At 72.6% G+C, this 22671-nt stretch carries 21 protein-coding genes; 8 read left to right on the top strand and 13 right to left on the bottom strand.

The window, feature by feature from the left end:
* Window positions 1–26: 26 nt before the first annotated feature.
* The 4 genes from AC3ERT_RS17835 to AC3ERT_RS17820 all read right to left on the bottom strand — a co-directional run bounded on the left by AC3ERT_RS17835 (window position 27) and on the right by AC3ERT_RS17820 (window position 4468).
* Window positions 27–1295, bottom strand: a complete 1269-nt coding sequence (locus AC3ERT_RS17835; protein ID WP_435131952.1) for a beta-ketoacyl synthase N-terminal-like domain-containing protein — start codon at window positions 1293–1295, stop codon at window positions 27–29.
* The gene (locus tag AC3ERT_RS17830) at window positions 1292–2596 is read right to left on the bottom strand and encodes a beta-ketoacyl-[acyl-carrier-protein] synthase family protein (RefSeq protein WP_435175314.1); all 1305 of its coding nucleotides are present in this window, start codon (window positions 2594–2596) and stop codon (window positions 1292–1294) included. Before AC3ERT_RS17830 ends, AC3ERT_RS17835 begins: the two co-directional genes overlap by 4 nt.
* On the bottom strand, window positions 2593–3075 hold the full coding sequence (locus tag AC3ERT_RS17825; protein WP_435131958.1) for a cupin domain-containing protein: 483 nt from the start codon (window positions 3073–3075) through the stop codon (window positions 2593–2595). The genes AC3ERT_RS17830 and AC3ERT_RS17825 overlap by 4 nt, the downstream gene beginning before the upstream one ends.
* 154 nt (window positions 3076–3229) lie before the next feature.
* Window positions 3230–4468, bottom strand: coding sequence for a SchA/CurD-like domain-containing protein (locus AC3ERT_RS17820; RefSeq protein WP_435175312.1), 1239 nt, complete (start codon window positions 4466–4468; stop codon window positions 3230–3232).
* 396 nt (window positions 4469–4864) lie between these two features.
* Between AC3ERT_RS17820 and AC3ERT_RS17815 the strand changes: the two genes are divergently transcribed.
* Window positions 4865–6601, top strand: coding sequence for an FAD-dependent oxidoreductase (locus AC3ERT_RS17815; RefSeq protein ID WP_435175310.1), 1737 nt, complete (start codon window positions 4865–4867; stop codon window positions 6599–6601).
* A gap of 72 nt (window positions 6602–6673) precedes the next feature.
* On the opposite strand, the gene AC3ERT_RS17810 is transcribed toward AC3ERT_RS17815, so the two are convergent.
* Complete coding sequence (locus tag AC3ERT_RS17810; protein WP_435131966.1) at window positions 6674–7888, bottom strand: multicopper oxidase domain-containing protein; 1215 nt, start codon at window positions 7886–7888, stop codon at window positions 6674–6676.
* 330 nt (window positions 7889–8218) lie between these two features.
* Between AC3ERT_RS17810 and AC3ERT_RS17805 the strand changes: the two genes are divergently transcribed.
* From AC3ERT_RS17805 to AC3ERT_RS17795, 3 genes are all read left to right on the top strand, one after another.
* Window positions 8219–8623 carry a hypothetical protein gene (locus tag AC3ERT_RS17805; RefSeq protein ID WP_335977879.1) on the top strand — a complete coding sequence of 135 codons (405 nt, stop codon included), beginning with the start codon at window positions 8219–8221 and terminating at the stop codon, window positions 8621–8623.
* Between the two features lie 307 nt (window positions 8624–8930).
* Window positions 8931–9647: a class F sortase gene (locus tag AC3ERT_RS17800; RefSeq protein WP_435131968.1), complete on the top strand. Its 717-nt coding sequence runs from the start codon at window positions 8931–8933 to the stop codon at window positions 9645–9647.
* 203 nt (window positions 9648–9850) lie between these two features.
* On the top strand, window positions 9851–11344 hold the full coding sequence (locus tag AC3ERT_RS17795; protein ID WP_435131970.1) for a glycoside hydrolase family 18 protein: 1494 nt from the start codon (window positions 9851–9853) through the stop codon (window positions 11342–11344).
* Between the two features lie 114 nt (window positions 11345–11458).
* Here the strand turns inward: AC3ERT_RS17795 and AC3ERT_RS17790 are convergent, their stop codons facing one another.
* The 4 genes from AC3ERT_RS17790 to AC3ERT_RS17775 all read right to left on the bottom strand — a co-directional run bounded on the left by AC3ERT_RS17790 (window position 11459) and on the right by AC3ERT_RS17775 (window position 16464).
* Entirely contained in the window at window positions 11459–12931 is a 1473-nt protein-coding gene (locus AC3ERT_RS17790; RefSeq protein ID WP_435175308.1) for a GH1 family beta-glucosidase, read from the bottom strand.
* A 113-nt stretch (window positions 12932–13044) separates the two neighbouring features.
* Window positions 13045–13962, bottom strand: coding sequence for a carbohydrate ABC transporter permease (locus AC3ERT_RS17785; protein ID WP_335977883.1), 918 nt, complete (start codon window positions 13960–13962; stop codon window positions 13045–13047).
* A 2-nt stretch (window positions 13963–13964) separates the two neighbouring features.
* A complete protein-coding gene (locus AC3ERT_RS17780) occupies window positions 13965–14972 on the bottom strand; it encodes a carbohydrate ABC transporter permease (RefSeq protein WP_335977886.1) in 1008 nt (335 codons plus the stop codon).
* A 157-nt stretch (window positions 14973–15129) separates the two neighbouring features.
* Window positions 15130–16464: an ABC transporter substrate-binding protein gene (locus tag AC3ERT_RS17775; protein ID WP_435175306.1), complete on the bottom strand. Its 1335-nt coding sequence runs from the start codon at window positions 16462–16464 to the stop codon at window positions 15130–15132.
* 393 nt (window positions 16465–16857) lie between these two features.
* Here AC3ERT_RS17775 and AC3ERT_RS17770 point away from each other — a divergent pair, with 393 nt between their 5' ends.
* On the top strand, window positions 16858–17877 hold the full coding sequence (locus AC3ERT_RS17770; RefSeq protein ID WP_335978082.1) for a LacI family DNA-binding transcriptional regulator: 1020 nt from the start codon (window positions 16858–16860) through the stop codon (window positions 17875–17877).
* A 53-nt stretch (window positions 17878–17930) separates the two neighbouring features.
* Here the strand turns inward: AC3ERT_RS17770 and AC3ERT_RS17765 are convergent, their stop codons facing one another.
* From AC3ERT_RS17765 to AC3ERT_RS17755, 3 genes are read right to left on the bottom strand one after another with little or no spacing between them, the layout of a single operon-like run.
* On the bottom strand, window positions 17931–18467 hold the full coding sequence (locus tag AC3ERT_RS17765) for an RBBP9/YdeN family alpha/beta hydrolase (protein WP_435131980.1): 537 nt from the start codon (window positions 18465–18467) through the stop codon (window positions 17931–17933).
* Window positions 18468–18494: 27 nt separating this feature from the next.
* Entirely contained in the window at window positions 18495–18713 is a 219-nt protein-coding gene (locus AC3ERT_RS17760; protein WP_435175304.1) for a DUF397 domain-containing protein, read from the bottom strand.
* A complete protein-coding gene (locus AC3ERT_RS17755; protein WP_435175302.1) occupies window positions 18695–19534 on the bottom strand; it encodes a helix-turn-helix domain-containing protein in 840 nt (279 codons plus the stop codon). Before AC3ERT_RS17755 ends, AC3ERT_RS17760 begins: the two co-directional genes overlap by 19 nt.
* 213 nt (window positions 19535–19747) lie before the next feature.
* Between AC3ERT_RS17755 and AC3ERT_RS17750 the strand changes: the two genes are divergently transcribed.
* A complete protein-coding gene (locus AC3ERT_RS17750; protein ID WP_435175300.1) occupies window positions 19748–20599 on the top strand; it encodes a helix-turn-helix domain-containing protein in 852 nt (283 codons plus the stop codon).
* 74 nt (window positions 20600–20673) lie between these two features.
* Here the strand turns inward: AC3ERT_RS17750 and AC3ERT_RS17745 are convergent, their stop codons facing one another.
* A complete protein-coding gene (locus tag AC3ERT_RS17745) occupies window positions 20674–21111 on the bottom strand; it encodes a VOC family protein (protein WP_335977899.1) in 438 nt (145 codons plus the stop codon).
* 78 nt (window positions 21112–21189) lie between these two features.
* On the opposite strand from AC3ERT_RS17745, the gene AC3ERT_RS17740 reads away from it, so the two are divergent.
* Window positions 21190–21564, top strand: coding sequence for a hypothetical protein (locus AC3ERT_RS17740; RefSeq protein ID WP_435175297.1), 375 nt, complete (start codon window positions 21190–21192; stop codon window positions 21562–21564).
* A gap of 36 nt (window positions 21565–21600) precedes the next feature.
* Window positions 21601–22584, top strand: a complete 984-nt coding sequence (locus AC3ERT_RS17735) for a phosphotransferase family protein (protein WP_435175295.1) — start codon at window positions 21601–21603, stop codon at window positions 22582–22584.
* Window positions 22585–22671 lie beyond the last annotated feature (87 nt).

The raw sequence follows: 22671 nt of genomic DNA, 5'->3' as shown, positions 1-22671 counted from the left end.
GTGGGGGGATTCGGTGGGGATCGGGTTCAGTGGGGGGAGCGGGCCGGATCGGGCGCGCGCAGCACCATCGCCGCGTTGCACCCCATCAGCCCGCGGCTGAGCACCAGGGCGGTGCGCAGCGGGATGACACGTGCCTCGCCGGTGACCACGTCGAGGTCGTGCCGCACCTCGGCCACGTTCGGGGTGGGGGGCACCACGCCGTGTTCGAGGGCGAGTACCGCCGCCGCGGCGTCCAGTGCCGAGGCGGCGGAGTAGGCGCGGCCGAAGCCGGTCTTGGGGGCGGTGACGGGCACGGTCGCCGCGCGCGGCCCGAGCGCGTCGGCGATGGCCAGCGCCTCGGCCTGGTCGGCCGCGGGCACGCCCAGCGCGTCGGCGAAGACCACGTCCACGTCCGCGGGGGCGCAGCCGGCCGCCGCGAGGGCGCCGCGGGCGGCGCGGGCCAGTCCCTCCCGGGAGTCCCGCCAGGAGCGGGTGCCGGTGAAGGTCGCCGCGTGCCCGGCGACCACCGCCCGCACCCGCGCCCCGCGCCGCCGGGCCGCCGCCTCCTCCTCGACCACGAACATCGCGCCGCCCTCGGCGGGGGAGTAGCCGCGGGCGTCGTCGGTGAACGGCAGGTAGGCGCGGCGCGGGTCGCCGGCCAGGCTCAGCTCGCCGTAGCCGAGCTGGCACACCACGGAGTACGGCGCGAGCGGCGCCTCGGTGGCGCCGGTGACCATCGCGTCGGTGCCGCGCCGGATGGTCCGGGCCGCGTGCGCGAAGGCGTCCAGGCCGCCCGCCTCGTCGTCGGCGAGCACCCCGCACGGCCCGCGGAACCCGCCGCGGATCGAGATCTGGCCGGTGCTGGCCGCGTAGAACCAGGCGATGGACTGGTAGGGGCCGACGAACTGCGGTCCGCTGCCCCACAGTTGCTGCAACTCGCGCTGGCCGAACTCGCCGCCGCCGGAGCCGGCCGCGGTGACCACGCCGATCGCGTACGGGTCGTCCGGGTCGGCCGCCAGGTGCGCGTCGGCCAGGGCGAGTTCGGCGGCGGCCATGGCCAGGTGGCTGAACCGGTCGGTCTGCACGAGGAAGCGCTCCTCGACCAGCCCGCCCGGGTCGAAGCCGTCCGGGCCGCCCTGGACCTGCCCTGCGACCTTCAGCGGCAGCTGCTCGCAGCCCTCCCGGCGGACCGGGCCGAGCACCGAGGTCCCCTGCTGGACCGCCTTCCAGAACGCCTCGCTGCCGACGCCGTTCGGCGCGACCACGCCGAGCCCGGTGACCACCGCGGTCCGCTCTGCGCTGCCGGACCCGCTCATGACGCACTCCTCTCGGCGTGGGCGAGGACCACCGCGGACTGGAAGCCGCCGAAACCGCTGCCGACCGACAGCACCGACCTCAGCCGGACCTGCCGCGCGGTACACGGCACGTAGTCGAGGTCGCACTCCGGGTCGGGGGTCTCGTAGTTGGCGGTCGGCGGCACCACGTCGTGCTGCAACGCCAGTGCGCACGCGGCGAGTTCGATCGCGCCGATGGCGCCGAGCGAGTGCCCGACCATGGACTTGATCGAGCTCATCGGCACCGTGCGGGCGTGCTCGCCCAGCGAGCGCTTGACCGCGGCGGTCTCGTGCCGGTCGTTCTGCTTGGTGCCGGAGCCGTGCGCGTTGACGTAGTCCACCGCGGTGCGGTCGATCCGCGCGTCGGCCAGGGCCCGGTCGATGGCGTGGGACATCTCCCGGCCCTCGGTGGTCAGCCCGGTCATGTGGTAGGCGTTGCCGAACGTCGCGAAGCCGCGCAGCTCGCACAGCACCCGGGCGCCGCGCGCCCGCGCGTGCTCCCACTCCTCCAGCACCAGCACCGCCGAGCCCTCGCCGAGCACGAAGCCGTCCCGGTCGGCGTCGAACGGGCGGGAGGCGTGCGCCGGGTCGTCGTTGCGGGTCGAGGTGGCCTTGATCGCGTCGAAGCAGGCCACCGTGATGGGCGAGATCGGCGAGTCCGCCGCCCCGGCCACCACCACGTCGGCGCGGCCCTCCTGCACGGCGTGGAAGGCGTGGCCGACCGCGTCCAGGCCGGAGGTGCAGCCGGTGGAGACGGTGTGCACCGGGCCGTGCGCGCCGATGTCCTCGGCCACTTCCGAGGCGAGCGCGCTGGGCTGGAACGCCCGGTGCAGGTGCGCGCCGGCCGCCTCCGGGGAGACGTCCCAACGGCTGCCGGACGCACTGACCTTGACGTAGTCGCGCTCCAGCCGGGTGGTGCCGCCGACCGCGGAGCCCAGGCACACCCCGACCCGCCACGCGTCCTGCGCGGCGAGGTCGAGCCCGCTGTCGTCGATCGCCTCGCGCGCCGCGACCAGCGCGAACTGGGCGTAGCGGTCGGCGCGTTCGGCCTGCGCGGCACTGAGACCTGCGGCGCGCGGGTCGAAGTCGCACTCGGCGGCGATCCGGGACCGGAAGCCGGCCGGGTCGAAGAGGCTGATGCCGCGGGTGGCCGTCCGGCCGGCGGTCAGCAGGTCCCAGAAGGCCGGTACGCCGATCCCGCCGGGGGCGACCACCCCGACGCCGGTGATGGCGACCCGCCGGCTCCCGTCCGGGCCGGGGCCTGGCCCGCCGGGGCGCTTCACGCCTGTGCCTTCGCCGGGTCGGGAGGCGCGAGGTCGACCTCTCCGGCCACCTCCGCCGCCGGCTCGCGGCCGGTCTGCCCGGTGGACCCGTTCTCCTCGCCCTCCTCGGTGTCCACGTGGCCCAGCTCCGGGCGCGGCGCGAGCGGGCCGAGGTGGAAGACCATCCGGGCCTCGGTGTCGCCCACGTTGCGGAAGCGGTGCCGCATGTCGATCGGGATGAGCAGGCCCTGCTCCGGCCGCAGCGGGTGGCTCACGCCGTCCAGGTCCACTTCCAGCTGCCCGCTGAGCACGTAGACGAACTCCTCGGAGTACGGGTGGAAGTGCTCGCCGATCCGCTCGCCGGGCTGCATGATCGCCACGCCCATGAAGCCGCTGGTCGCGCCGCAGGAGGTGGGCGTGATCAGGGCCCGCAGGTCGCCGCCGCGCCGGCGGTTGGGGCTGGTGTCGTCCAGGTGCACGATGCGCACGTCGTTCGTCATGGCGGCTCCTCGATGTCCTTCGAAATCGCCCGGCCCTTCCTGGGGCCGGGGCTGTGGCTGGGGGGTGGTGCCGCACGCACCGCACGCGCTTCGCCTGCTCCGCGTGCTTCGGGTGCTGCGGTGCGCGGGGACCCGCGGGTCCCCGCGGCCGGTGTCAGTGCGAGGTCCGGTCCGTGACCGGCGTCATCGGGTGGCCGCCGAGGCCGAGCCCGGTGGGGTCGGCCGGGCCGCCCGGCACGAGCAGCTCGCGCAGCACAGCGGCGGGGTCGCCGTCGGCGGCGGGTGCGGCCGGGCCGTCGGAGGGCAGCCCGCGCACGTCGACCACCCGCACCACGGTGTCCTCGCGCCGGAAGACCGTGGCCGCGGCCAGCGGGTGCGCCGGGTCTGCGGCGGCCTCGGCGTCGAGGGCGCCCAGCAGCCGGGCGGCGTCGGCGCCGCGGCCGGGCCGCACGGGGTACAGGAACGCAAGGCGGGTCAGTGGCCCGCCCCCCTCGCTGATCTCGCCGGTCTCGCCGCTGCCGGCACCGGACGCGAGGGCCGGGTCCGTCTCGTGGCAGGCGGCCGGCAGGGCCGCCCGGGCGAAGAAGGCGCGCGCCGACGCGGGCGAGGTGAGGTCGCGCTCCTCCTCCAGGTAGGGGTTGATCGCCTGCTCCACGGCCCGGATCTCCGGCTGCGCGGCCACGTGGCGCAGCGCGTTGCCGAGGTCGCCGGCCACCTCGACCGCGCGCACCACCCGGTTGCCGTACATGAACAGCGAGGTGCGCAACAGCCGCGTGGTGTCGTCCACTTGGGGCTGCGGGGCGCGGTAGTCCGCCAGCAGCTTCGCCACCTCGGCCTCGCTGCCCGGCTTCACCGTGAAGGTGATCGCGTGCCGCACCACCCCGTTCGAGCACAGCGGCGGCGCGGGCAGCGGGTCGATCTCGTCGGCCGGCCTGCCCGAGCCCGTGTACGAGCGGGCGGCCGAACCGGCGGCCGAGCCGGTGACGGGGACGGCGCCCGGACCGGCGGACGCGGCACCGCGCGGCTGTGCGGCACCCTGCTCCGGGGTCTCCCGGGCGACCAGGAACCGCAGGGACGTGGTGTCCCGCACGCACCCGTGCAGCGGCTCGACCATCGTGCGGTGCGCGGCGCTCTCCACCCACTCCAGGAACGGCTCGCTGCCCTCCCACTCGCTGGTGATCAGCCACTGCGAGGAGTTGCCGAGCGACTGGCACAGCTGGTCGCTGATGTGGCCGGGCACGGCCGCCACTTGGTGCCGTATCTGCTCGTACGCCGCCAGGAAGTTCTCCTGCCTGCCGTCGAGCACGTCCAGCAGCAGTACGACGCGCAGCCGGGCGGTGGGCGGGGCGGCGGCGGAAGGGGGCGGGGCGAGCCGGTCGTCCAGAGTCGTCACGGGAGTTCGTTCCTCTCGGATGGGGCGGGTGCGCACGGCGGTGGGCCGGGCCCGGGCGGGGCGGCGGTGCCGGTGCCTCGGGGGGCGGTGGTGCCGTCGGATGTGCTGTTGGCGGGGCGCGGCCGAGGGCGCTGGGCGCGGTGGGCCGCCGCGGGCGGTGGTGCCTGCCGCATATGCGTTCTGCCGTATGCGCGGGGCCGGGCCGCCTGGTTCCGATGCTCACGCCCGGGCGGGAATCGTGCGCGGCACGTGAGGCGGCAGAGTGAAGCACGGCCCGGCCCGGCCCGCGGAGCGCCCCGGCAGGGAAGGGAACCACCGGGAAGCATCCCCTGGCCGCGGGCCCGGCCCCGCCGCCGCGTGCGCCCCCACCCCACCCCCCCACTCCGGGAGACCCCCATGACGAACGCCCCGCACCCCGCGCCGCCGCCCGGCCGCGACGGGCACACCGACGACCGCGTGCCCGTCCTGATCGCGGGCGGCTCCCTCGTCGGCCTGTCCGCGTCGCTCTTCCTCGGCCGCCTGGGCGTGCCGCACCTGCTCGTCGAACGGCATGCCCGCACCTCGCACCACCCGCGTGGCCGGGGCAACAATGTCCGCACCATGGAGCTGCTGCGCGCCGCGGGCGTCGAGGACCGGGTGCGCGCGGCCGCGTCCGTGCTCGCCGACAACCACGGCATCCTCCAGGCCGACACCCTCACCGGCGCCGAGCAGGAGTGGCTGTTCCGCACGATCGACCCCGGCGGCGCGCTGTCCCGGATCAGCCCGAGCGGCTGGTGCCTGTGCAGCCAGAACGACCTGGAGCCCGTACTGCTCGCCGCCGCCCGCGAGTTGGGCGGCGACATCCGCTTCGGCACCGAGCTGGTGTCCTTCGCGCAGGACGCCGACGGCGTCACCGCCGAGATCACCGACCGCGCCTCCGGCACCTCGCGCACCGTCCGCGCGGACTACCTGATCGCCGCCGACGGGCCGCGCAGCCCGGTCCGCGAGCGCCTCGGCATCCAGATGACCGGGCCGGGCGACCTCTTCCACAACGTCAGCATCACCTTCCGCGCCAAGCGGCTGGCCGACGCGGTCGGCGACCGCCGCTTCATCGTCTGCTACCTCACCAACCCCGACAGCCCCGGTGCGCTGCTGCCCGTCGACAACGCCCAGGACTGGGTCTTCCACGCGCCCTGGCGGCCCGACGACGGCGAGACCCTCGACGACTTCACCGACGAGCGCTGCGCACACCTCATCCGCACCGCCGTCGGCGTGCCCGACCTGGAGGTCGAGATCACCGGGAAGGCACCCTGGCACGCCGCCGAACGCGTCGCCGAGCGGTACGGGCACGGCCGGGTGCTGCTCGCCGGGGACTCCGCGCACGAGATGTCGCCGACCGGCGCGTTCGGCTCCAACACCGGTATCCAGGACGCCCACAACCTCGCCTGGAAGCTCGCCGCGGTGCTCGCCGGGTGGGCCGGGCCGGGCCTGGTGGACAGCTACGACGCCGAGCGGCGCCCGGTCGCGCTGGCCACCGCCGCCCGCGCGTCGGCCCGCTCCGCCGAGCACAGCCACCCCGGATACGACGCTGCGCCGGTCGCCGGCGGGCCGCGGTCCGGGATGATGCCGGCGGTGCTCGGCTACCGCTACCCGGGCGGCGCGGTGCTCGGCGCCGACCCCGGACAGCCCGCCGTACCGGACGAGTTCAGCCCCCGCGCGGTGCCCGGCGGCCGCGCCCCCCACGTGTGGGTGCGGTGCGGCGGCGAGCGGATCTCCACGCTCGACCTCTACGAGCGCACGCCGGTGCTGCTCACCGGCCCGGCGGGCGGCGCCTGGTACGACGCGGCGCGGCTGGCCGCCGAAAGGATCGGGGTGCCGCTGGCCTGCTACCGGCTCGGCCGCGAACTGAAGGTCCTGCCCCCGGCGGAACAGGCGGACTCGGCGGGACAGGCGGAACGGGCGGAGTCGGCGCGACCCGGGCCCGGGGGTCCGGCGCGACCCGCGCCCGACTTCTGCGGGCTGCACGGCATCGGGGAGGAGGGTGCGGTGCTGGTCCGCCCGGACGGCTTCGTCGCCTGGCGCTCCGAGGGCCCCCGCCCCGACCCCGAGTCCGTGCTGCGCACCGCCCTGACGGAGGCGTTCCGCCGCGCCTGACCTCGTGACGGCTGCCCCGTCCGCCGGCGGGCGGTCCCCGGACCGGTCGGACGGGGCAGCCAGGCGGGTCGGTCACCGCGTCACGCGGTACCTCCCCGCCATCCCGTGCATCATGTGGGCCGCCACATGGCAGTGGTAGAGCCAGTCGCCCGGGTTGTCCTCCAGGTACTCGGCCGTCAACGTGGTGGCGGGGCCGAGGAGTTGGGAGTCGGTCCAGCCGGCGGGGCTCAGCCAGCGGTGGCCGTGGACGTGGAAGACGTGGAAGGAGTTGCCGAGCGTGGCGACCCGCCACCGGACCCGTTCGCCCTCGCGCGCGGTGAACGTGGGGGCGTTGTCGACGAAGGCTCCTCCGTTGCACAGCGAGAGGTCCTGCTTCAGGCCGGTGGCGTCGTTCGCGGACAGGTCGTGGAAGAAGAGCACGAACTCCCGGTCGACGTCCGGCGTCTGCCGGTCGGTGACCGCGATCATCCCGAACAGCCCCAGCTCCGCGCCGATCTCCATGACCGGGCCGCTGCCGCCCAGCGCGCGGGAGTTCATCGAGTCGTGGGCCGGGGGCGGGGTGGTGCCGCCGGAGCCCCCGGCGGGCTGCGGCGGCGTCTGCGGCGCCGCGTGGTCGTGGTAGGGCCAACTCCCCACCGAACTGGGCACGCAGGTCCAGGTGTAGGTGTAACTCCCGCCGTAGGGCACGGCCGTTCCGGGAGAGTCGGGGTCATCCGCCATCCAGCCGCCGTCACTTGCCGGGGCGTACCGCACCCCGTGCGGGTGCATGCTGTGCGGCCACTTGTAGTGCGCGTCGTTGTTCCGGAAGTGCACCCGCAGCACGTCGCCGACCTCGGCGCGCAGCACCGGGCCGGGGATGCCGCTGTTCGGGCCGATGCCCTGCGGGCCCAGGTCGGCCGGCAGCGGCTCCGCCCAGTCGGGGGTGTAGGCGCGGTAGCCGATCGCCTGGTAGGTGGTGCGGTCCGCGGTGAAGGCCATCCCGGTCATGCCGTCGCGGCCGTTGGGCACGGCGTTGTGCGCGAAGGAGTCGGCCTGGACCCAGTACTCGCGGACCCGCCCGCCGCCGACCGCGCGGAACGCCTCCGCGGCGAACGGGTCGGCGCCGGCGCCGGGGGCCGTGCCGGAGCCGCCGAAGGCGGTGGCGGAGGTGGCGGCGGAGGCAGCGGCGGCGTCGGCGGGCGGGCCGGCCAGCGCCAGCGCGGCAGCCGCGCTGCCTCCGGTCAGCGCGCGCAGCAGGTTCCGGCGGTCGCTGCCTCGGCGCGGTTCGCGTACCGGCTCCGGTGACATGGGCGTCCTCTCGCTCGGGGGTGGGCGGCCGCCGCCCCGCGCTCCTGAGGCGCACTCAGGCGACCGCCGGGCGCGGCCCGCGGGCGTCGCCCGCCGCACGCCCACTGTGCGGGTCGAATCACCCGTCACGCGGGTGCCCCGCCCTGGAGAGTGACCGAACCAGGCAGGTGGCGGCGTCTGCCACCCGAAGAGCGGACCCGGTCACCCTGATGCGGCGATCTCCGGTGGCGGGCCCGCCGGGACTGGCTGACGGTGATCTTGTCGCCACTGCGCTTGTCGGGCTGACATGTTGTCAGCCGGCGTATGTCGGCGGCGGAAGGAATCGTCCCCATGCGTACTGCCCGCACCCTCGTGGCCGGAGCCGCGCTCACCGCCTGCCTCGCCCTCGCTGCTCCGGCCGCCCACGCCGCGGGTGCCGTCAACATCTACGACCCGAGCGGCCAGGGCTCGTCGTCGTCCTCTTCCTCGTCCTCCTCCTCTTCCTCCTCGTCGGACTCCGGCAAGTACTCGCACTCGTCCGGCAGCGACAGCTCGCAGGACGAGTCCGGCCAGGGCTCGGACGACAGCCAGTGGCACAAGCCGCACGGCGGCATGCACACCGGTGGCGGCGGCATGTCGGCGGCCGGCGGCAGCAGCCTCGCGGCCGGTTCGGTGCTGCTGCTCGGCGGCCTCGGCGCCGGTGCGTACGTCCTGCGCCGCCGTCGCGGTACGGCCGCGGCCGGCGCCCTGGCCTGACCGGTTCGCGCTCCGGTTCCCCCCTCCGGCTGCCCGGGCCGGGGGAAGAACCGCGGCTGAACCGGACCTGAGCCGGACCCGAACCGGACATGGCAGTGGCCGCCGTCGCGGTACGGCGGCGGCCGCGTCCCGGAATGCGGCCGGGACCTCCCACCGGCGGCCGGGCGCGTGCCGTCCCGCACCGCGCCCGGCCGCCCGGCTGCCCGGGACCGTCCCCCGTCCCGCCCGCGGCAGCCGCCCCACCTCTTCCCCTCCCGCGTACGCGCGGCACCCGTCATCCCGCGGACCGTCAGAAGGGCAGCACCGTATGAGCAGGCAGCAGCCGCAGCGCGAGCCACGGCCGGCGGACGCGCCGCCGGTGCGGGACCGCGGCACCCGGGTGATGCACTGGGCGATCGGGGCCACGCTGCTCGGCGCGTTCCTGGTGTTCCGCTCCTTCGGCTCCTCCGACACGGGCAGCGCCATCGGCGCGCCGATGCCCGCGCCCGCGGCGAGCGCTGCCTCGGGTTCCTCGCCCGACCCGACGGTGACGATGGGGGCCACCCCCGGCCCGTCGCTGCCGCGCTCCGTCCCGACGAAGATCTCCATCCCCACCATCGGGGTGAACGCCCCCTTCACCCCGCTGTCGATGGACGCGACCGGGGTGCTCCAGCCGCCGCCCGCCACCGACCGCAACCTCGCCGGCTGGTACCAGGGCGGTGTCACCCCCGGCGAGCGCGGCAACGCGATCGTCGCCGGCCACGTGGACACCACGACCGGCCCCGCCGTCTTCTACCTGCTGTCCTACCTGCGCAAGGGCGACCCGGTCGACATCACCCGTACGGACGGCTCGGTCGCCGACTTCACCGTGGACGAGGTCGACACCTTCTCCAAGGACGACTTCCCCGACCAGCGCGTGTACGGCGACACCTCCGACGCGCAACTGCGGCTGATCACCTGCGGCGGCGTCTTCGACCACAAGACCCGCGACTACGAGTCGAACGTGGTCGTCTTCGCGCACCTGACCTCGTCGCGGAACTCCTGACCCGGCCGGGCCGCGGTGCCCGGCCGCTCAGCGAGCGCCGAGTGTCCCCGGCACCGCTCGCCGAGCCGATCGTTAAGCCGTCCCTTCCGCTTCCTTAAGCCCGCCCTAAGAACCTGCCCGGCGGCCCTGAACTGGGCTTTTGTCCGTTCGGTGCCCGCTAGCGTGCTGCCCGCCCCCACCCCTCGAGTGCAAGGCAGGCAGCCATGGCACCCACCACCCACCGCCGCCGTCCCGGCCGCAGGACGCAGGTGCTCTGCGCGACCGTCGTGGCGGCGGCCGCCGCGGGCGGCGCGTTCGCCTTCGCCGGCTCCGCGAGCGCCGCCACCGTCGCGGCCGCGTACTCCACGACCAGCGACTGGACCACCGGCTACACCGGGCAGTACGAGATCAGCAACTCCAGCAGCAGCCCCCTGGACGGCTGGACGCTCACCTTCCGGCTGCCGTCCGGTACGACCATCGGCACGCTGTGGAACGGCCAGTACACCGTCTCCGGTCAGACCGTGACGGTCACCCCGGACAGCTGGAACCACACCGTCGCGCCCGGCGCGAAGGCCGAGGTCGGCTTCACCGCGAACGTCACCGGCGGCGGTACCTCCCCGGCCGCGGCCCCCGCGGACTGCACCATCAACGGCGCGAAGTGCTCGGTGGACGACGACCCCACCACCGCGCCCACCGGCCGCCCCACCGACACCGCCACCCCCACGGCGCAGCCCACCCAGACCCCCACCACGACGGCCACCCCGACCGCGACCCCCACCGCCACGCCCACTTCGAACTCCGGCCCGGGCGCCGGCTCGGCCGGCTCCGGCGGCTTCGCCCCCTACGTCGACACCTCGCTCTACCCCGCCTACGACCTGACGGGCGCGATGAAGGCGAACGGCGTCAAGCAGTTCAACCTCGCCTTCGTCGTCTCCGGCGGCGGCTGCACCCCGAAGTGGGGCGGCGTCACCGACCTCGACAGCGACGCGGTGGCCGCCCAGATCGGCGCGGTCCGCGCGGCGGGCGGCGACGTACGGGTCTCCTTCGGCGGCGCCAACGGCACCGAACTGGCCGGCGCCTGCTCCTCGGCGAGCGACCTCGCGGCGGCCTACGGCAAGGTCGTCGACACCTACCAGCTCACCAAGGTCGACTTCGACATCGAGGGCGGCGCGCTCACCGACACCGCCGCCGACACCCGCCGGGCGCAGGCGATCGCGCAGCTCCAGGCGAGCCACAGCGGCCTCGAGGTCTCCTACACGCTGCCCGCGATGCCCAGCGGCCTCACCCAGGACGGCATCGACGTGCTCTCCGACGCCAAGAGCAACGGCGTCGACGTGCACGCGGTCAACATCATGGCGATGGACTACGGCTCCTCGTACACCGGCGACATGGGGCAGTACGCCATCGACGGCGCCACCGCCACGCAGGCCCAGGTCAAGAGCGTGCTCGGGCTGTCCGACACCGACGCCTGGCACGCGGTCGCGGTCACCCCGATGATCGGCGTCAACGACGTGAGCAGCGAGACCTTCACCGTCGCCGACGCGGGCAAGCTCGCCGACTTCGCCACGTCCAAGGGCCTGGCCTGGCTGTCGATGTGGTCGGCCACCCGCGACAAGCAGTGCGCCGGCGGCGCCCAGAGCTACGCCGACGCCACGTGCAGCTCCATCACCCAGTCCGACGGCGACTTCGCCAAGGCCCTCGGCTCCTACACCGGCTGACCCGGGCACCGGCAGCGCCGGACGCCTTCCTGCCCTCCCCCCACGGGGCAGGACGGCAGCGGGCTCCGGCCGTCGCGCACCCTCGTTCGCGACGGCCGGAGCCCTTTCGCCCCCTCAGGACCCGTCGGCCTCCTCCGACAGACCCCGAAGGGCGTTGGTGCGCGCCACCTCCGCGTACCAGTGGGCGCTCTGCTTGGGGACGCGGCGCTGGGTGCCGAAGTCGACGTACACCGCGCCGAAGCGCTTGCTGTAGCCGTAGGACCACTCGAAGTTGTCCAGCAGCGACCACAGGAAGTAGCCGCGGATGTCGGCGCCGTCGGCGAGCGCGCGGTGCACCGCGGACAGGTGGCCGCGCAGGTACGCGATCCGCCGCGGGTCGCTGACGGTGCCCTCGGGCGAGACGTAGTCGTCGTAGGCGGCGCCGTTCTCGGTGACCATCATCGGCAGGTCGGGGTGCTCGTGGTGGACGCGCATCAGCAGGTCGTACAGCGCGCTGGCGTCGACCGCCCAGTTCATCGCGGTGGTCTCGCCGGGCGAGAGGTGGAAGGCCACGTGCTCCGAGCCGGGCCAGGGCGAGTAGTCGCTCGCGCCGTGGCCGTCGTTGCGCGGCAGGTCGGTCCTCTCCCGGCCGTCGGAGACCAGCGTCGGCGTGTAGTAGTTGACGCCGAGCAGGTCGATCGGGCGGGCGATCTCCTCCAGGTCGCCCGGGCGCACCAGCGCGTCCCAGTCGACGAGGTGGCCGGTGTCGGCGAGCAGGTCCGCCGGGTAGCCGTCGCCGAGGATCGGGCCGAGGAAGACCCGGTTGCCGACCGCGTCGATCCGGCGGGCCGCGTCCAGGTCGGCGGCCGACTGGCTGAAGGCCCGCACCTGGTGCAGGTTGAGGGTGATCGAGGTCTGCGCGGTGGTGGGGAGCACCGAGCGCAGCGCCCCGATCGCCCGGCCGTGAGCCAGGTTGAGGTGGTGCGCGGCCTTCAGCGCCGACTCCGGCTCGGTCCGGCCCGGCGCGTGCACGCCCGAGCCGTAGCCCAGGAATGCCGAGCACCACGGCTCGTTGAGCGTGGTCCAGTACGGCACCCGGTCGCCGAGTGCCCCGGCGACGATCTCCGCGTACTCCGCGAAGCGCTCGGGCGTCTGGCGGACCGTCCAGCCGCCGGCGTCCTCCAGCTCCTGCGGCAGGTCCCAGTGGTAGAGGGTCGCCACCGGGGTGATGCCCTTGGCCAGCAACTCGTCGACGAGCCGGCGGTAGAAGTCCAGGCCGCGCTGGACGGCCGGGCCGCGGCCGGTGGGCTGCACCCGCGACCAGGAGATCGAGAAGCGGTAGGCGCCCAGGCCGAGGTCGCTCATGAGCGCCACGTCGTCCTGGTAGCGGTGGTAGTGGTCCGCCGCGATGTCCCCGGTGTCCCCGTTGAGGACCCGGCCGGGGGTGTGGCTGAAGGTGTCCCAGATCGACGGGGTGCGGCCGTCCTCGGCCGCGGCGCCCTCGATCTGGTAGGCGGCGGTGGCCGACCCCCAGACGAAACCGGGAGGGAAGTGGAGTGCGGCCGGGCTCGCCGCGGCCTCCGCACTGTGCGAGTGGACTGCTGTCATAGCGGGGGACTCCAGGGGAATCAGGGGTCGTCGGGGGAAGAGGGACCGCGGGGCGCCGCGGACGGAATGGGTGCCGGGGAAGGGTGCGAACGGGCGCGCCGGCCGCGGCGGCGTCAGCTCTTGACCGCGCCGGCGGTGATCCCGCCGACGATCTGCCGGCCCAGCACCGCGAAGACCAGCAGCAGCGGCAGCGTCGCGACCAGCGCCCCGCACACCACCACGGCCTGGTTGATCGTGTGGTCACCGGAACCGAGCCCCTGCAGCGCGACCTGCACCGTCGGGTTCTGCTGGTTCAGCGCGATGAACGGCCAGAAGAAGTCGTTCCAGGACTGCACGAAGACGAGCATCCCGAGCACGGCCATCCCCGGCCGGGCGATCGGGAACACCACGTGCCAGATGATCCGCAGGCTGTGCGCCCCGTCCACCCGCGCCGCCTCGACCAGTTCGACCGGCAGCGCCTCGGAGAGGAACTGCCGCATGAAGAACACGCCGAACGCGGCCACCAGCGACGGCAGGATCACCGACTGGATGTGCCCGACCCAGCCCACCTTGGTGATGATCTGGTAGAGCGGGATCACGGTGAGCTGCGGCGGGATCGTCATGGTCGCCACCACGAGGGTCATCAGCGCGTTGCGGCCGCGGAACTCCAGCTTGGCGAAGGCGAATCCGGCCAGCGTCGCGAAGAGCACGGTGCTCACCGCCACGCAGCCCGCCACGATCGTGGAGTTGATCAGGGCCTTGGTCATGTCGACCTGGTCCCACACGATCTTCAGGTTGTCGACGAGGTGGCTGCCGGGCAGCAACGGCGTCGGTGGGGTGACCAGTTCGGTACCGGTGCGTGAGGCCGCCACCACGGTCCAGTACAGCGGGAACAGCGAGACCAGCGTGGCCAGGATCAGCAGCACGTACGCGATCGGGCCGGCCTTCTGCTGGCCGCCGGCGCTGCGGGCGCGCAGCCGGTGCCGCTTGCGCAGCTCGGGGGAGGAGTGCCGGGGCCCGGCTGACGGGATCGGCTGGGTGAGTTGTGCCATCGTCAGCTCCCAAGCTTCCGGCGGTTGCTGCGCATCACAAGGAGCTGGACCGCGCCGATGAGCAGCAGGATCAGCAGCATCACCCAGGCCACGGCGGACGCCTGGCCCAGCTCGCCGACCTGCCAGCCCTTGTCGTACATGTACAGGCTGAGGGTCTGGTACTGGTGGTTGGAGCCGCCGGAGACACCCACGTTGCCGCCGAACATCAGCGGCTCACCGAACAGCTGCGTGGCGCCGATGGTGGAGACGATGATCGTGAAGAAGATCGTCGGGCGGATCGACGGGACCGTGACGCTGATGAACTGCCGCCAGCGCGAGGCGCCGTCGAGCGCGGCCGCCTCGTACAGGTCGGCGGACACCGCCTGCATCGCGGCCAGGTAGATCAGCGCGTTGTAGCCGGTCCAGCGCCACGTCACGATCGAGGAGATCGCTATCTGCGCCGGCCACTTGGACGACGCCCACTGCACGTTCCCGATGCCGATGTGGCGGAAGACCTCGTTGATCAGGCCGTAGTCGGGGTTGAAGAGCTGGATGAAGACCAGCGTGGCGGCGGCGATCGACGTCGCGTACGGCGCGAGGATCGCGACCCGGAAGAAACCGCGGGCCCGCATCTGGTAGTTGAGCAGGTGGGCCAGGCCGATCGCCATCAGCAGCTGCGGCACCGTGGAGATCACCCCGAGGGTGAAGGTGTTGCGCAGCGCGGTCCAGAAGAAGCTGTTGTCCCACAGCGTCGTGTAGTTGTCGAAGCCGACCCAGGTGGCGTGCGTGCCCAACTGCACCTGGTGGAAGGAGAGCCAGCCGGTGTAGATCAGCGGGAACAGCCCGAAGGCGGCGAAGCAGAGGAAGAACGGGGCGATGTAGGCGTACGGCGAGGCCTTGGTGTCCAGCCGGAACGCCTTGGCGCGCCAGCCGCCGGGCGGGCCGGGGTCGCCGCTCTTGCGGTTCTTGCGGGCGTCGGTCCGGGACGACCGGGGGCTGCCGTCGGACGTCGCCCTGACGGAGGTGGCCACGAGTGGCGTCCTTCCGGTAGGGGAATCAGCGGGTGTCGACGGATGTCGACCGGGGAGCGGGGGGAAGCGCGAAGAAGCGGGGGAGAAGAGGGGCGCGGGGCCCCGGACACGGGCCGCCCGGCAGGTGGGAGTCACTGCCGGACGGCCCCGACGCCGGTCAGCCCGTGCTGACCTGGTCCTTCACCGTGGACTTGACCTTGTTCCAGGCCGTGTCCTTGCTGGTGCCGTGCTGCTCCATGTCGAGCAGCCCGTTCTTGGTGATGATGTCCTTCACGGTGCCGTCGTTCGGACCGATCGGGGCGGGCTGGATGTTGTGCGCGGTGTCCGAGAAGATCTTGCCGATCGGGGTGCCCGGGAAGTACGCGTTGGTGGTGTTCGCCACCGCCGGGTCGTCAAGGCCGCCCTTGGTCGACGGGATGTTGCCGAACTTCTGGAAGACCTTCACCTGCTGCGCCGGGGCGGTCAGCCACTGGGCCAGCGCCTCGGCCTCGGCGGCGTGCTTGCTCGCCTTCGTCACGGCGAGGAACGAACCGCCCCAGTTGCCGGCCTGCGGCGGTGCGGCGACGTCCCAGTTGCCCTTGTTGGCCGGACCGGAGTCCGAGGCGACCTGGCCGAGCATCCAGCTCGGGCACGCCACGGTGGCGAACTTGTTGGTCTTGAACGCCGAGGTCCAGCTGGTGTCGAACTGCTGGAGCTTGGCGGTCAGGCCGTCCTGCACCGCCTCCGCGGACAGGTTCCACGCGGTCTGCACCCCGGGGCTGCTGTCGTAGATCAGCTTCCCGCTCTGGTCGGAGTACTGCGTGGTCTGGCTGGAGAGCACCGCGTTGAACAGGCCGCCGGCCGAGTCGGTGAAGGACACGCCCTTGGCGGCCTTCGCCTGGAACTGCTTGCCGACGTTCACGAACTTCTGCCAGTCGCCCGCCCACAGCGCGGCGACCGCGTTGCGGTCGGTCGGCAGGCCGGCCGCCTTGAACATGTCCTTGCGGTAGCAGATCGCGGTCGGGCCGACGTCGGTGCCGACGCCGATGATCTTGCCGTCGGAGGTGGTGGCTTCCTTCTCCTTGTAGTCCAGCCAGTCACTGGCGTTGAAGCCCTTGACCGTCTTGAAGTCCACGAACTTGTTCGCGTACTGCGGCTGGACCGCGTTCGCCACGAAGCCGATCTCGATCGCCTGGATGTCGTCGAGGCCGCTGTTCTGGTTGAGGTGCAGCTTCAGCGAGTTCCAGTAGACGCCGCTGTCGGAGACGTTGTCTTCCTTGATGGTGATGTTCGGGTGCAGCTTGTGGTACTCGGCGAAGAGCTTCGCGCCCGTCTTGTCGTCGTAGCCGAAGGCGCCGTAGTCACCGATGCGCAGCGTGATCTTCTCGTTGGACGACCCCCCCTTGCTGTCGTTGTTGCTGTTGCTGCTGCAACCGGTGATCAGGGTCGCGCAGGCTGCGAGACCCGCGACCGCGATGACTGCGGTCCTGCGGGTTCTGCCGAAAGTGCGCATTCCACTCTCCTTGTCAGGGTGGGCCGTGCGGTGCGGTGGTGCGTGCGATGCGGTGGTTCGGTGGTGCGGTGGTGCGGTGTGGTGCTGGTGGAGCTGTCCCCGGGTGGTGACGACGCGGTGATCGTCGGATGCAATGCGTGGGAGCGCTCCCACTAGGCTTGCCGGAACACTCATGCCTGCGAGGGGTCAGTGTCAAGATGTGAAGTCGATTTCGTTGCCGGAACGTGTCCGGGACGGACGGATGGTCACTTCTTGAACGTAAGGAGTCGTACGGGCGGCACCTGGGCCCTGGCACGGGTACTTGTAACGTGGGAGCGCTCTCAGGAGCTTCGTCCCGGTGGAAGGACCTCGCGCTAAGGTGGCGCGCAGTGAGTACAGGAGGCTCCAGTGACCATGCACGGTCGGCGCAGCGGACGGCCCACCCTTGAGGAGGTCGCCGCGCGCGCGGGGGTGGGGCGCGGCACGGTGTCCCGGGTGATCAACGGCTCACCGCGGGTCAGCGAGCGGGCGAAGACGGCCGTGGAGGCGGCGATCGCCGAGCTGGGATACGTGCCGAACCGAGCCGCGCGGGCCCTGGCCGGCAACCGCACCGACGCGATCGCCCTGGTCATTCCCGAGCCGGAGACCAGGCTGTTCGCCGAGCCGTACTTCTCCGACATCATCCGCGGGATCGGCGCCGAACTCGCCGACACCGACATGCAGTTGCTGCTGACGCTGATCAGGACGCCGAAGGAGCGGGCGCGCTTCGCGCAGTACCTCGAGGCGCACCGGGTGGACGGGGTGCTGCTGGTGTCGGTCCACGAGGACGACCCGCTGCCCGACCTGCTGGAACAGCTCGACATGCCCGCGGTGCTCAACGGGCGGCGCTCGGACCTGGAGTCGGTGTCCTACGTCGACGCCGACAACGTGGGCGGGGCACGGGCGGCGGTCGCCCACCTCATCGAGCGCGGGCGGCGCCGGGTCGCCACGATCACCGGGCCCCCGGACATGTACGTGGCGCGCTCCCGGCTGGAGGGCTACCGGCAGGCGGTGGCCGCGGGCGGCGCCGGCTACGGGGAACTGGCCGCCGCCGGGGACTTCACCGAGGAGGGCGGGCGCCGCGCGATGCGGGAGCTGCTGGCGCGCTGGCCCGACGTGGACGGGGTGTTCGCCGCGTCCGACGTGATGGCGGCCGGTGCCCGGGCGGTGCTGCGCGAGGAGGGCCGCAGCGTGCCGGGCGACGTGGCGCTGGTCGGCTTCGAGGACTCGGCGATCGCCCGGCACATGGACCCGGCGCTCACCTCGGTGCGGCAGCCGACGGAGGAGATGGGCCGGACCATGGCGCGGGTACTGCTGGAGGAGATCGCCGAGCGGACGTCGGTGCGGCGGCATGTGGTGCTGGCGACGGAGCTGGTGCGGCGCGAGTCGGTGTGAGCCGGTGTGAGGGCAACTCATCCGTGTGGTACGGCGGTTGGGCCTCAGGGGTTTCAGGGGATCAGCCGGTCCAGCAGCTCGAAGGTGTCGTACGGCTGGTCGTAGTCCCCGAAGTGCCCGTCGTCGCGGACGATCTGGGTGCCGCCCAGCCGCTCGAACATCGCCCGCCCCTGGTGCTCGTCGCAACCGTAAGGGTCCTTGCGGGAGTTGATGAAGTACAAGTCCCGAACGTGCGACCTGATCGCCGCCCAGTCGTAGGTGTCCTGGAGCACCGGCTCCGCCGAGTCGTTCGGCCGCGTGGCGTACCCGGCGACCAACACCGCCTGCGCCACCCGCACCTCGATGTGCTCCAGCACGGCCAGCAGCAGGGCGGCGCCGCCGGAGTGCCCGACCAGGACCGTGTCCTCGTCGAACCGCTGCGCGGTCAGTACCTTCGGCAGGAACGTGCCGATCGGCTCCACGTTCAGGTCCGGGTAGTGCGGCGCGTCCACGGTGTAGCCGCGCGCGGCCAACTGCCCGGCCAGCCAGGGGTACCACGCCACCTCGGGGTTCGCCCCCGTGCCGTGGAAGACCACCGCGTTGCGCGCCATGCCGAACCTCTTCCTTCGGGCCGCCGGTCAGGCGGCGGGAAACTCCCCTGCTTTCACGCTCGCTACGAACGAGGCGAACGCGTCCACCGGGAAGACCAGTGCGGGCCCACCCGGGTCCTTGCTGTCCCGCACGGGCACGACGCCGTGTACGTCAACGAGGTTGGCGGCAACCTCGACGCAGGTGCCGCCGTTCTGGCTGTAGCTCGACTTGTACCAGTCGGCAACGGTCAGCTCTGGGTCGGCCATTTCATGTCCTCTCGGGCATCACGGATCAAAGCGAGAGACGCCGCTGTCGAAAGCGCCTCCGCCTGCAACCGATCGTAAGCCCTCTCCCACTGCACGACAGTCTCGCTTTCCCGGATCACGAACCCCCTCTCCGCCGACTCGGTATAGCCCTCAACTGCACGATCACGGAAGGTCAGGAGCGTCACGAGTCCGCTGAAGGGCACAGGCTCGGGAAGAGCGAAGGGGACGATCTGGAGCAGGACGTGCGGGCGCTCCGCCATGTGCACCAGGTGATCCAACTGCCTGGCCATGATGCCCGCTCCGCCGATGCCTCGCCGTATACCGCTCTCGTCGATGACCGCATGGACGAGTGGCGGAGCCGGGCGCGCGTGCAGGCGTTGTCGCGTTGCCAGGAACGTCAGTCGTTCGTCTGCCTGCTCCTGTGTGATCACGCCCCGCTTCACACTTGCCGTCGCATGCGCGGTCGCGTACTCCGCAGTCTGCAATAGCCCCGGAATGATGGTCGGCTCGAAGACACGGATCTCTTCCGCCTTGGCTTCATGGGCGGCGTGCTCAAGGAAACCCGGAAGGGAGGAGCGCTTCATCCCCCACCACATCAGCTCATGCGTCTGACCCGAACCCAGAGCCCCGTCGGCCGCCCTGGCGAACTTGAGCGTGGGAGATTTGCGAGCGACTTCCACCGCCGAGACGTACGTTCCGGAGTACCCCATCCGAGCGCCGGCTTCATCTTGAGTAAGCCCTAGAGCCTGGCGTGAGCTGCGTAATTGCGACCCGAATGCGTGGCGCGGTGACCTCGTTGGGTCCAGCTCCCTGCGGTTCATGATTCCCCATCAACTGTACTTCCGGACTGGTCAGGTTGAACAATTCCCGACCCTAGAGGACAGTGGCGCCAAGCGGTAGTGGTCTCGCTACGGAGAGGAGTTGAGCATGCCCGGAAGTGCGCGTTCGCGCTGGTCAGGGGCGGGTTTGAACCGTTGAACCGCCGACCCGGCGATACGAACTGAAGGATCGAGCGAAGAGGAGAGGGGAGCCGTATGTCCGACAGGGTCGGGGTCAACGAGGCAGTGATCGCCTCGGACCCGCATTCGGCGCGGGCGTTGTACGCACGTCAGCTCGGCGCGCTGCGCGAGAAGGCGGGGATGAGCTACATGCAGTTGGGCGCGTTGTGCATGTACGAGCAGTCGTATCTGCACCGGTTGGAGCGCGGGCAGCGCCTGGGCACGCTGGAGGTGGCCCGGATGCTGGACAAGGTGTACGGGACCGGGGACCTGCTGGAGCGGCTGTGGCGCCTGGCGAAGCGCGAGACGACGGACCAGCTCGTACGGAGTCCGGCGCCGTTCGAGGTGAACGCGGCCCGCATCCGCGAGTACGCCGGCCACACGATTCCCGACCTGCTCCAGATCCGGGCGTATGCCCTGGAGCAGCTGGAGGGGGCGCAGTTGCCCGAGGAGCAGGTGGCGGCCGAAATCGCGGAGCGGTTGGAGCGTCAATCCGCATTGGCCGGCTCGGAGCCGGTGTACTACCGGGCGTTGATCGACGAGGCGGCGCTGCGGCGCAAGGCGCGGGACCCGCAGACGTGGACGGCCCAGCTGGAGCACCTGATCGAGGCCGCCCAGTGGCCGGGGATCGCGCTGCACGTCGTGCCGTTCGCGGCCGGACCGCACCACCTGCGCGGCTCCCTGGAGCTGATCTCCCTGCGCGACGGCTCCACCGTGGCCTACACCCAGGGCAGTTGGAGCGGCCACCTCACCGACGACCCGGAAGACATCGAAGCTCTACGCGTCGCCTTCGACGCCCTACGCGACACCGCCCTCCTCCCCACCGAATCCCTGACCTTCCTCCGCACCCTCCTCGACACCCACACAACAACCCATCCGCACTCCTGACCGCCGTCCTGTTCACACGGGGCCACGCCCCCGCGCCCGAGCAAAGCAAGGCCCCCCACGTACCGGCGGGCCGGTCAGTCGAGGCAGAACTCGTTGCCCTCGATGTCCTGCATGGTGATGCAGGACTCGTTCTCCTCGTCCGCCACCTGCTCCAGTACGAGGGTTGCGCCGAGCGCCAGCAGGCGGTCGCACTCGGCGCGGAGTACGGCCAGCCGCTCGTCGCCGACGAGCCCGGTGCCGACTCGGACGTCCAGGTGGACCCGGTTCTTGACGACCTTGCCCTCGGGGACGCGTTGGAAGTACAGCCGCGGGCCCACGCCGGAGGGGTCCACGCAGGCGAAGCTCGCGCCCTGCTGCTCGGCGGGCAGCGAGCGGTCGTAGGCCGCCCAGTCGGCGAACCCCTGCGGCGGGGGCGGCACCACATAGCCCAGCACCTCGCACCAGAAGCGGGCCACGCGCTCGGGCTGCGCGCAGTCGAACGTGACCTGGAACTGCCTGATCGTCGTTGCCATCGGCGCACCCTAGCAAGGACGGACGGCGCCGCGGCCCGGAACCGTGCACCGACACCCGGTCGTCGTCCCCTGCGTACGGTGACATGTCGGAACGGCATCCGGGAGGCACCAATGGACGGCGGCGGCGGGCACGGCGGCGACTCCGGGCACAGCGGGGGACACGGCGGCGGACACAGCGGGCACACGGCCGACGCGGGCCTTGGCGCGGCGCTCGGCGCGGGCATGGACGCCCACGGCGGTCAGCACGGCTGGCACCACGGCCACCCGAGCGAGTACGGCGGCGGCCCCGACGGCCCCGTCGACCTGGGGAGTTCGGGCGGGAGCGGGCAACCGCGCCACGGCAGCGGCCCCGGCCCCGGCCGCCCCAGCTCCGGCGGCTACGGCCCCGCGCTGGTGGCCGTCCTCGGCGTCCTGGCCGTCGGGCTGCTGATGTTGCTGCTCCTCGCCCACTGAGGCGGAACCGCCGCGGCAGGGGGTTAACCTGCCCCCATGGGTTCGGGTGAGGGGGCCGAGGACATCGGCGCGGATCGTGACGGTCGGGGGTGGGGCGCCACGCGCTCCTGGGTGGAGAAGGGGCTGCCCGAAGGGGAGCGCATCGAGGAGGCGGTGCGGCTGCGCGGCGGCTGGACGTCGGAGATGCGCCGCCTGGACCTCAGCGGCCCTGATGGTCGGCGCTCACTTGTCCTGCGGTCCTTCGTCACGCCTTTCTTCGTCCGGCACGCGGAGGGCCTGCTGGCCCGCGAGGCGGATGTCCTGCGTCTGCTCGGCGACACTGACGTGCCCGCGGCCACACTCGCGGCGGTGGATGCGACGGCGCGGTACTGCGATCACCCCTCCTTGCTGATGTCCCTGCTGCCGGGGAGCGTGCGCCTGGACGACGCGGGTGCTGACGACCGCGCCGAACTGCTGGCCCGACAGCTGGTGCGTATCCACCGGTTGCCGGTGACCGCGCGGCAGCGGCCTCGCCCGTACCAGGCATGGACCTCTCCCGAGCGGGTGACGGTGCCCGCGGCCACCGAGCGGCCCGAACTCTGGCAGCGGGCCGTCGACGTCATCCGCCGGGAGCCCCCGGCCCACCAGGGGTGCTTCCTGCACCGGGACTTCCATCCCGGCAATGTCCTATTCTCAGGCGCCGACGATGACCTCCGGATCAGCGGGGTCGTCGACTGGGTGGAGACCTCGTGGGGGCCGGCCGACCTGGACGTGGCCCACTGCTCGACCGCCCTCGCCCTGCTCCACGGGGTTCCCGCCGGCATGGCTTTCGCCGATCGCTACGTCGCCGCGGGAGGGACCCTGGCCGAACCCGGCACCGCCCATCTCTACTGGCGGCTGCTGGATGCGCTGGGTTTCGCCCCGGACGCGGAGAAGGTCGCTGCCCCCTGGCGTGAACTGGGCCGTGCCGACCTGACGGCCAGTGCCCTGACCCGCAGGCTGGAGGAATACCTGGAAGCCCTCATCGACCGCTACGCCTGAGCCGTGTGGACACGGTCCGGGAGCTCGGTTCCGGCGTCCCTCACCATCGGCGAGGTGAGGGACGCGGGGGGGGGGGGGGGGGGGGGG

This window comes from Actinacidiphila sp. bgisy145, from assembly GCF_057708125.1.
Note: the sequence above shows the minus strand (reverse complement) of the source record. Positions and strands in the feature narration are given on the sequence as shown.

Bases quoted from the DNA above. Each gene is read 5' to 3' on its own strand.
- AC3ERT_RS17745 (WP_335977899.1), bottom strand. From the start codon at position 21,111: ATGGCAACGACGATCAGGCAGTTCCAGGTCACGTTCGACTGCGCGCAG.
- AC3ERT_RS17785 (WP_335977883.1), bottom strand. From the start codon at position 13,962: ATGGCACAACTCACCCAGCCGATCCCGTCAGCCGGGCCCCGGCACTCC.
- AC3ERT_RS17790 (WP_435175308.1), bottom strand. From the start codon at position 12,931: ATGACAGCAGTCCACTCGCACAGTGCGGAGGCCGCGGCGAGCCCGGCC.
- AC3ERT_RS17815 (WP_435175310.1), top strand. From the start codon at position 4,865: ATGACGAACGCCCCGCACCCCGCGCCGCCGCCCGGCCGCGACGGGCAC.
- AC3ERT_RS17760 (WP_435175304.1), bottom strand. From the start codon at position 18,713: ATGGCCGACCCAGAGCTGACCGTTGCCGACTGGTACAAGTCGAGCTAC.
- AC3ERT_RS17750 (WP_435175300.1), top strand. From the start codon at position 19,748: ATGTCCGACAGGGTCGGGGTCAACGAGGCAGTGATCGCCTCGGACCCG.
- AC3ERT_RS17765 (WP_435131980.1), bottom strand. From the start codon at position 18,467: ATGGCGCGCAACGCGGTGGTCTTCCACGGCACGGGGGCGAACCCCGAG.
- AC3ERT_RS17755 (WP_435175302.1), bottom strand. From the start codon at position 19,534: ATGAACCGCAGGGAGCTGGACCCAACGAGGTCACCGCGCCACGCATTC.
- AC3ERT_RS17825 (WP_435131958.1), bottom strand. From the start codon at position 3,075: ATGACGAACGACGTGCGCATCGTGCACCTGGACGACACCAGCCCCAAC.
- AC3ERT_RS17800 (WP_435131968.1), top strand. From the start codon at position 8,931: ATGAGCAGGCAGCAGCCGCAGCGCGAGCCACGGCCGGCGGACGCGCCG.
- AC3ERT_RS17735 (WP_435175295.1), top strand. From the start codon at position 21,601: ATGGGTTCGGGTGAGGGGGCCGAGGACATCGGCGCGGATCGTGACGGT.
- AC3ERT_RS17810 (WP_435131966.1), bottom strand. From the start codon at position 7,888: ATGTCACCGGAGCCGGTACGCGAACCGCGCCGAGGCAGCGACCGCCGG.
- AC3ERT_RS17805 (WP_335977879.1), top strand. From the start codon at position 8,219: ATGCGTACTGCCCGCACCCTCGTGGCCGGAGCCGCGCTCACCGCCTGC.
- AC3ERT_RS17795 (WP_435131970.1), top strand. From the start codon at position 9,851: ATGGCACCCACCACCCACCGCCGCCGTCCCGGCCGCAGGACGCAGGTG.
- AC3ERT_RS17835 (WP_435131952.1), bottom strand. From the start codon at position 1,295: ATGAGCGGGTCCGGCAGCGCAGAGCGGACCGCGGTGGTCACCGGGCTC.
- AC3ERT_RS17770 (WP_335978082.1), top strand. From the start codon at position 16,858: ATGCACGGTCGGCGCAGCGGACGGCCCACCCTTGAGGAGGTCGCCGCG.
- AC3ERT_RS17775 (WP_435175306.1), bottom strand. From the start codon at position 16,464: ATGCGCACTTTCGGCAGAACCCGCAGGACCGCAGTCATCGCGGTCGCG.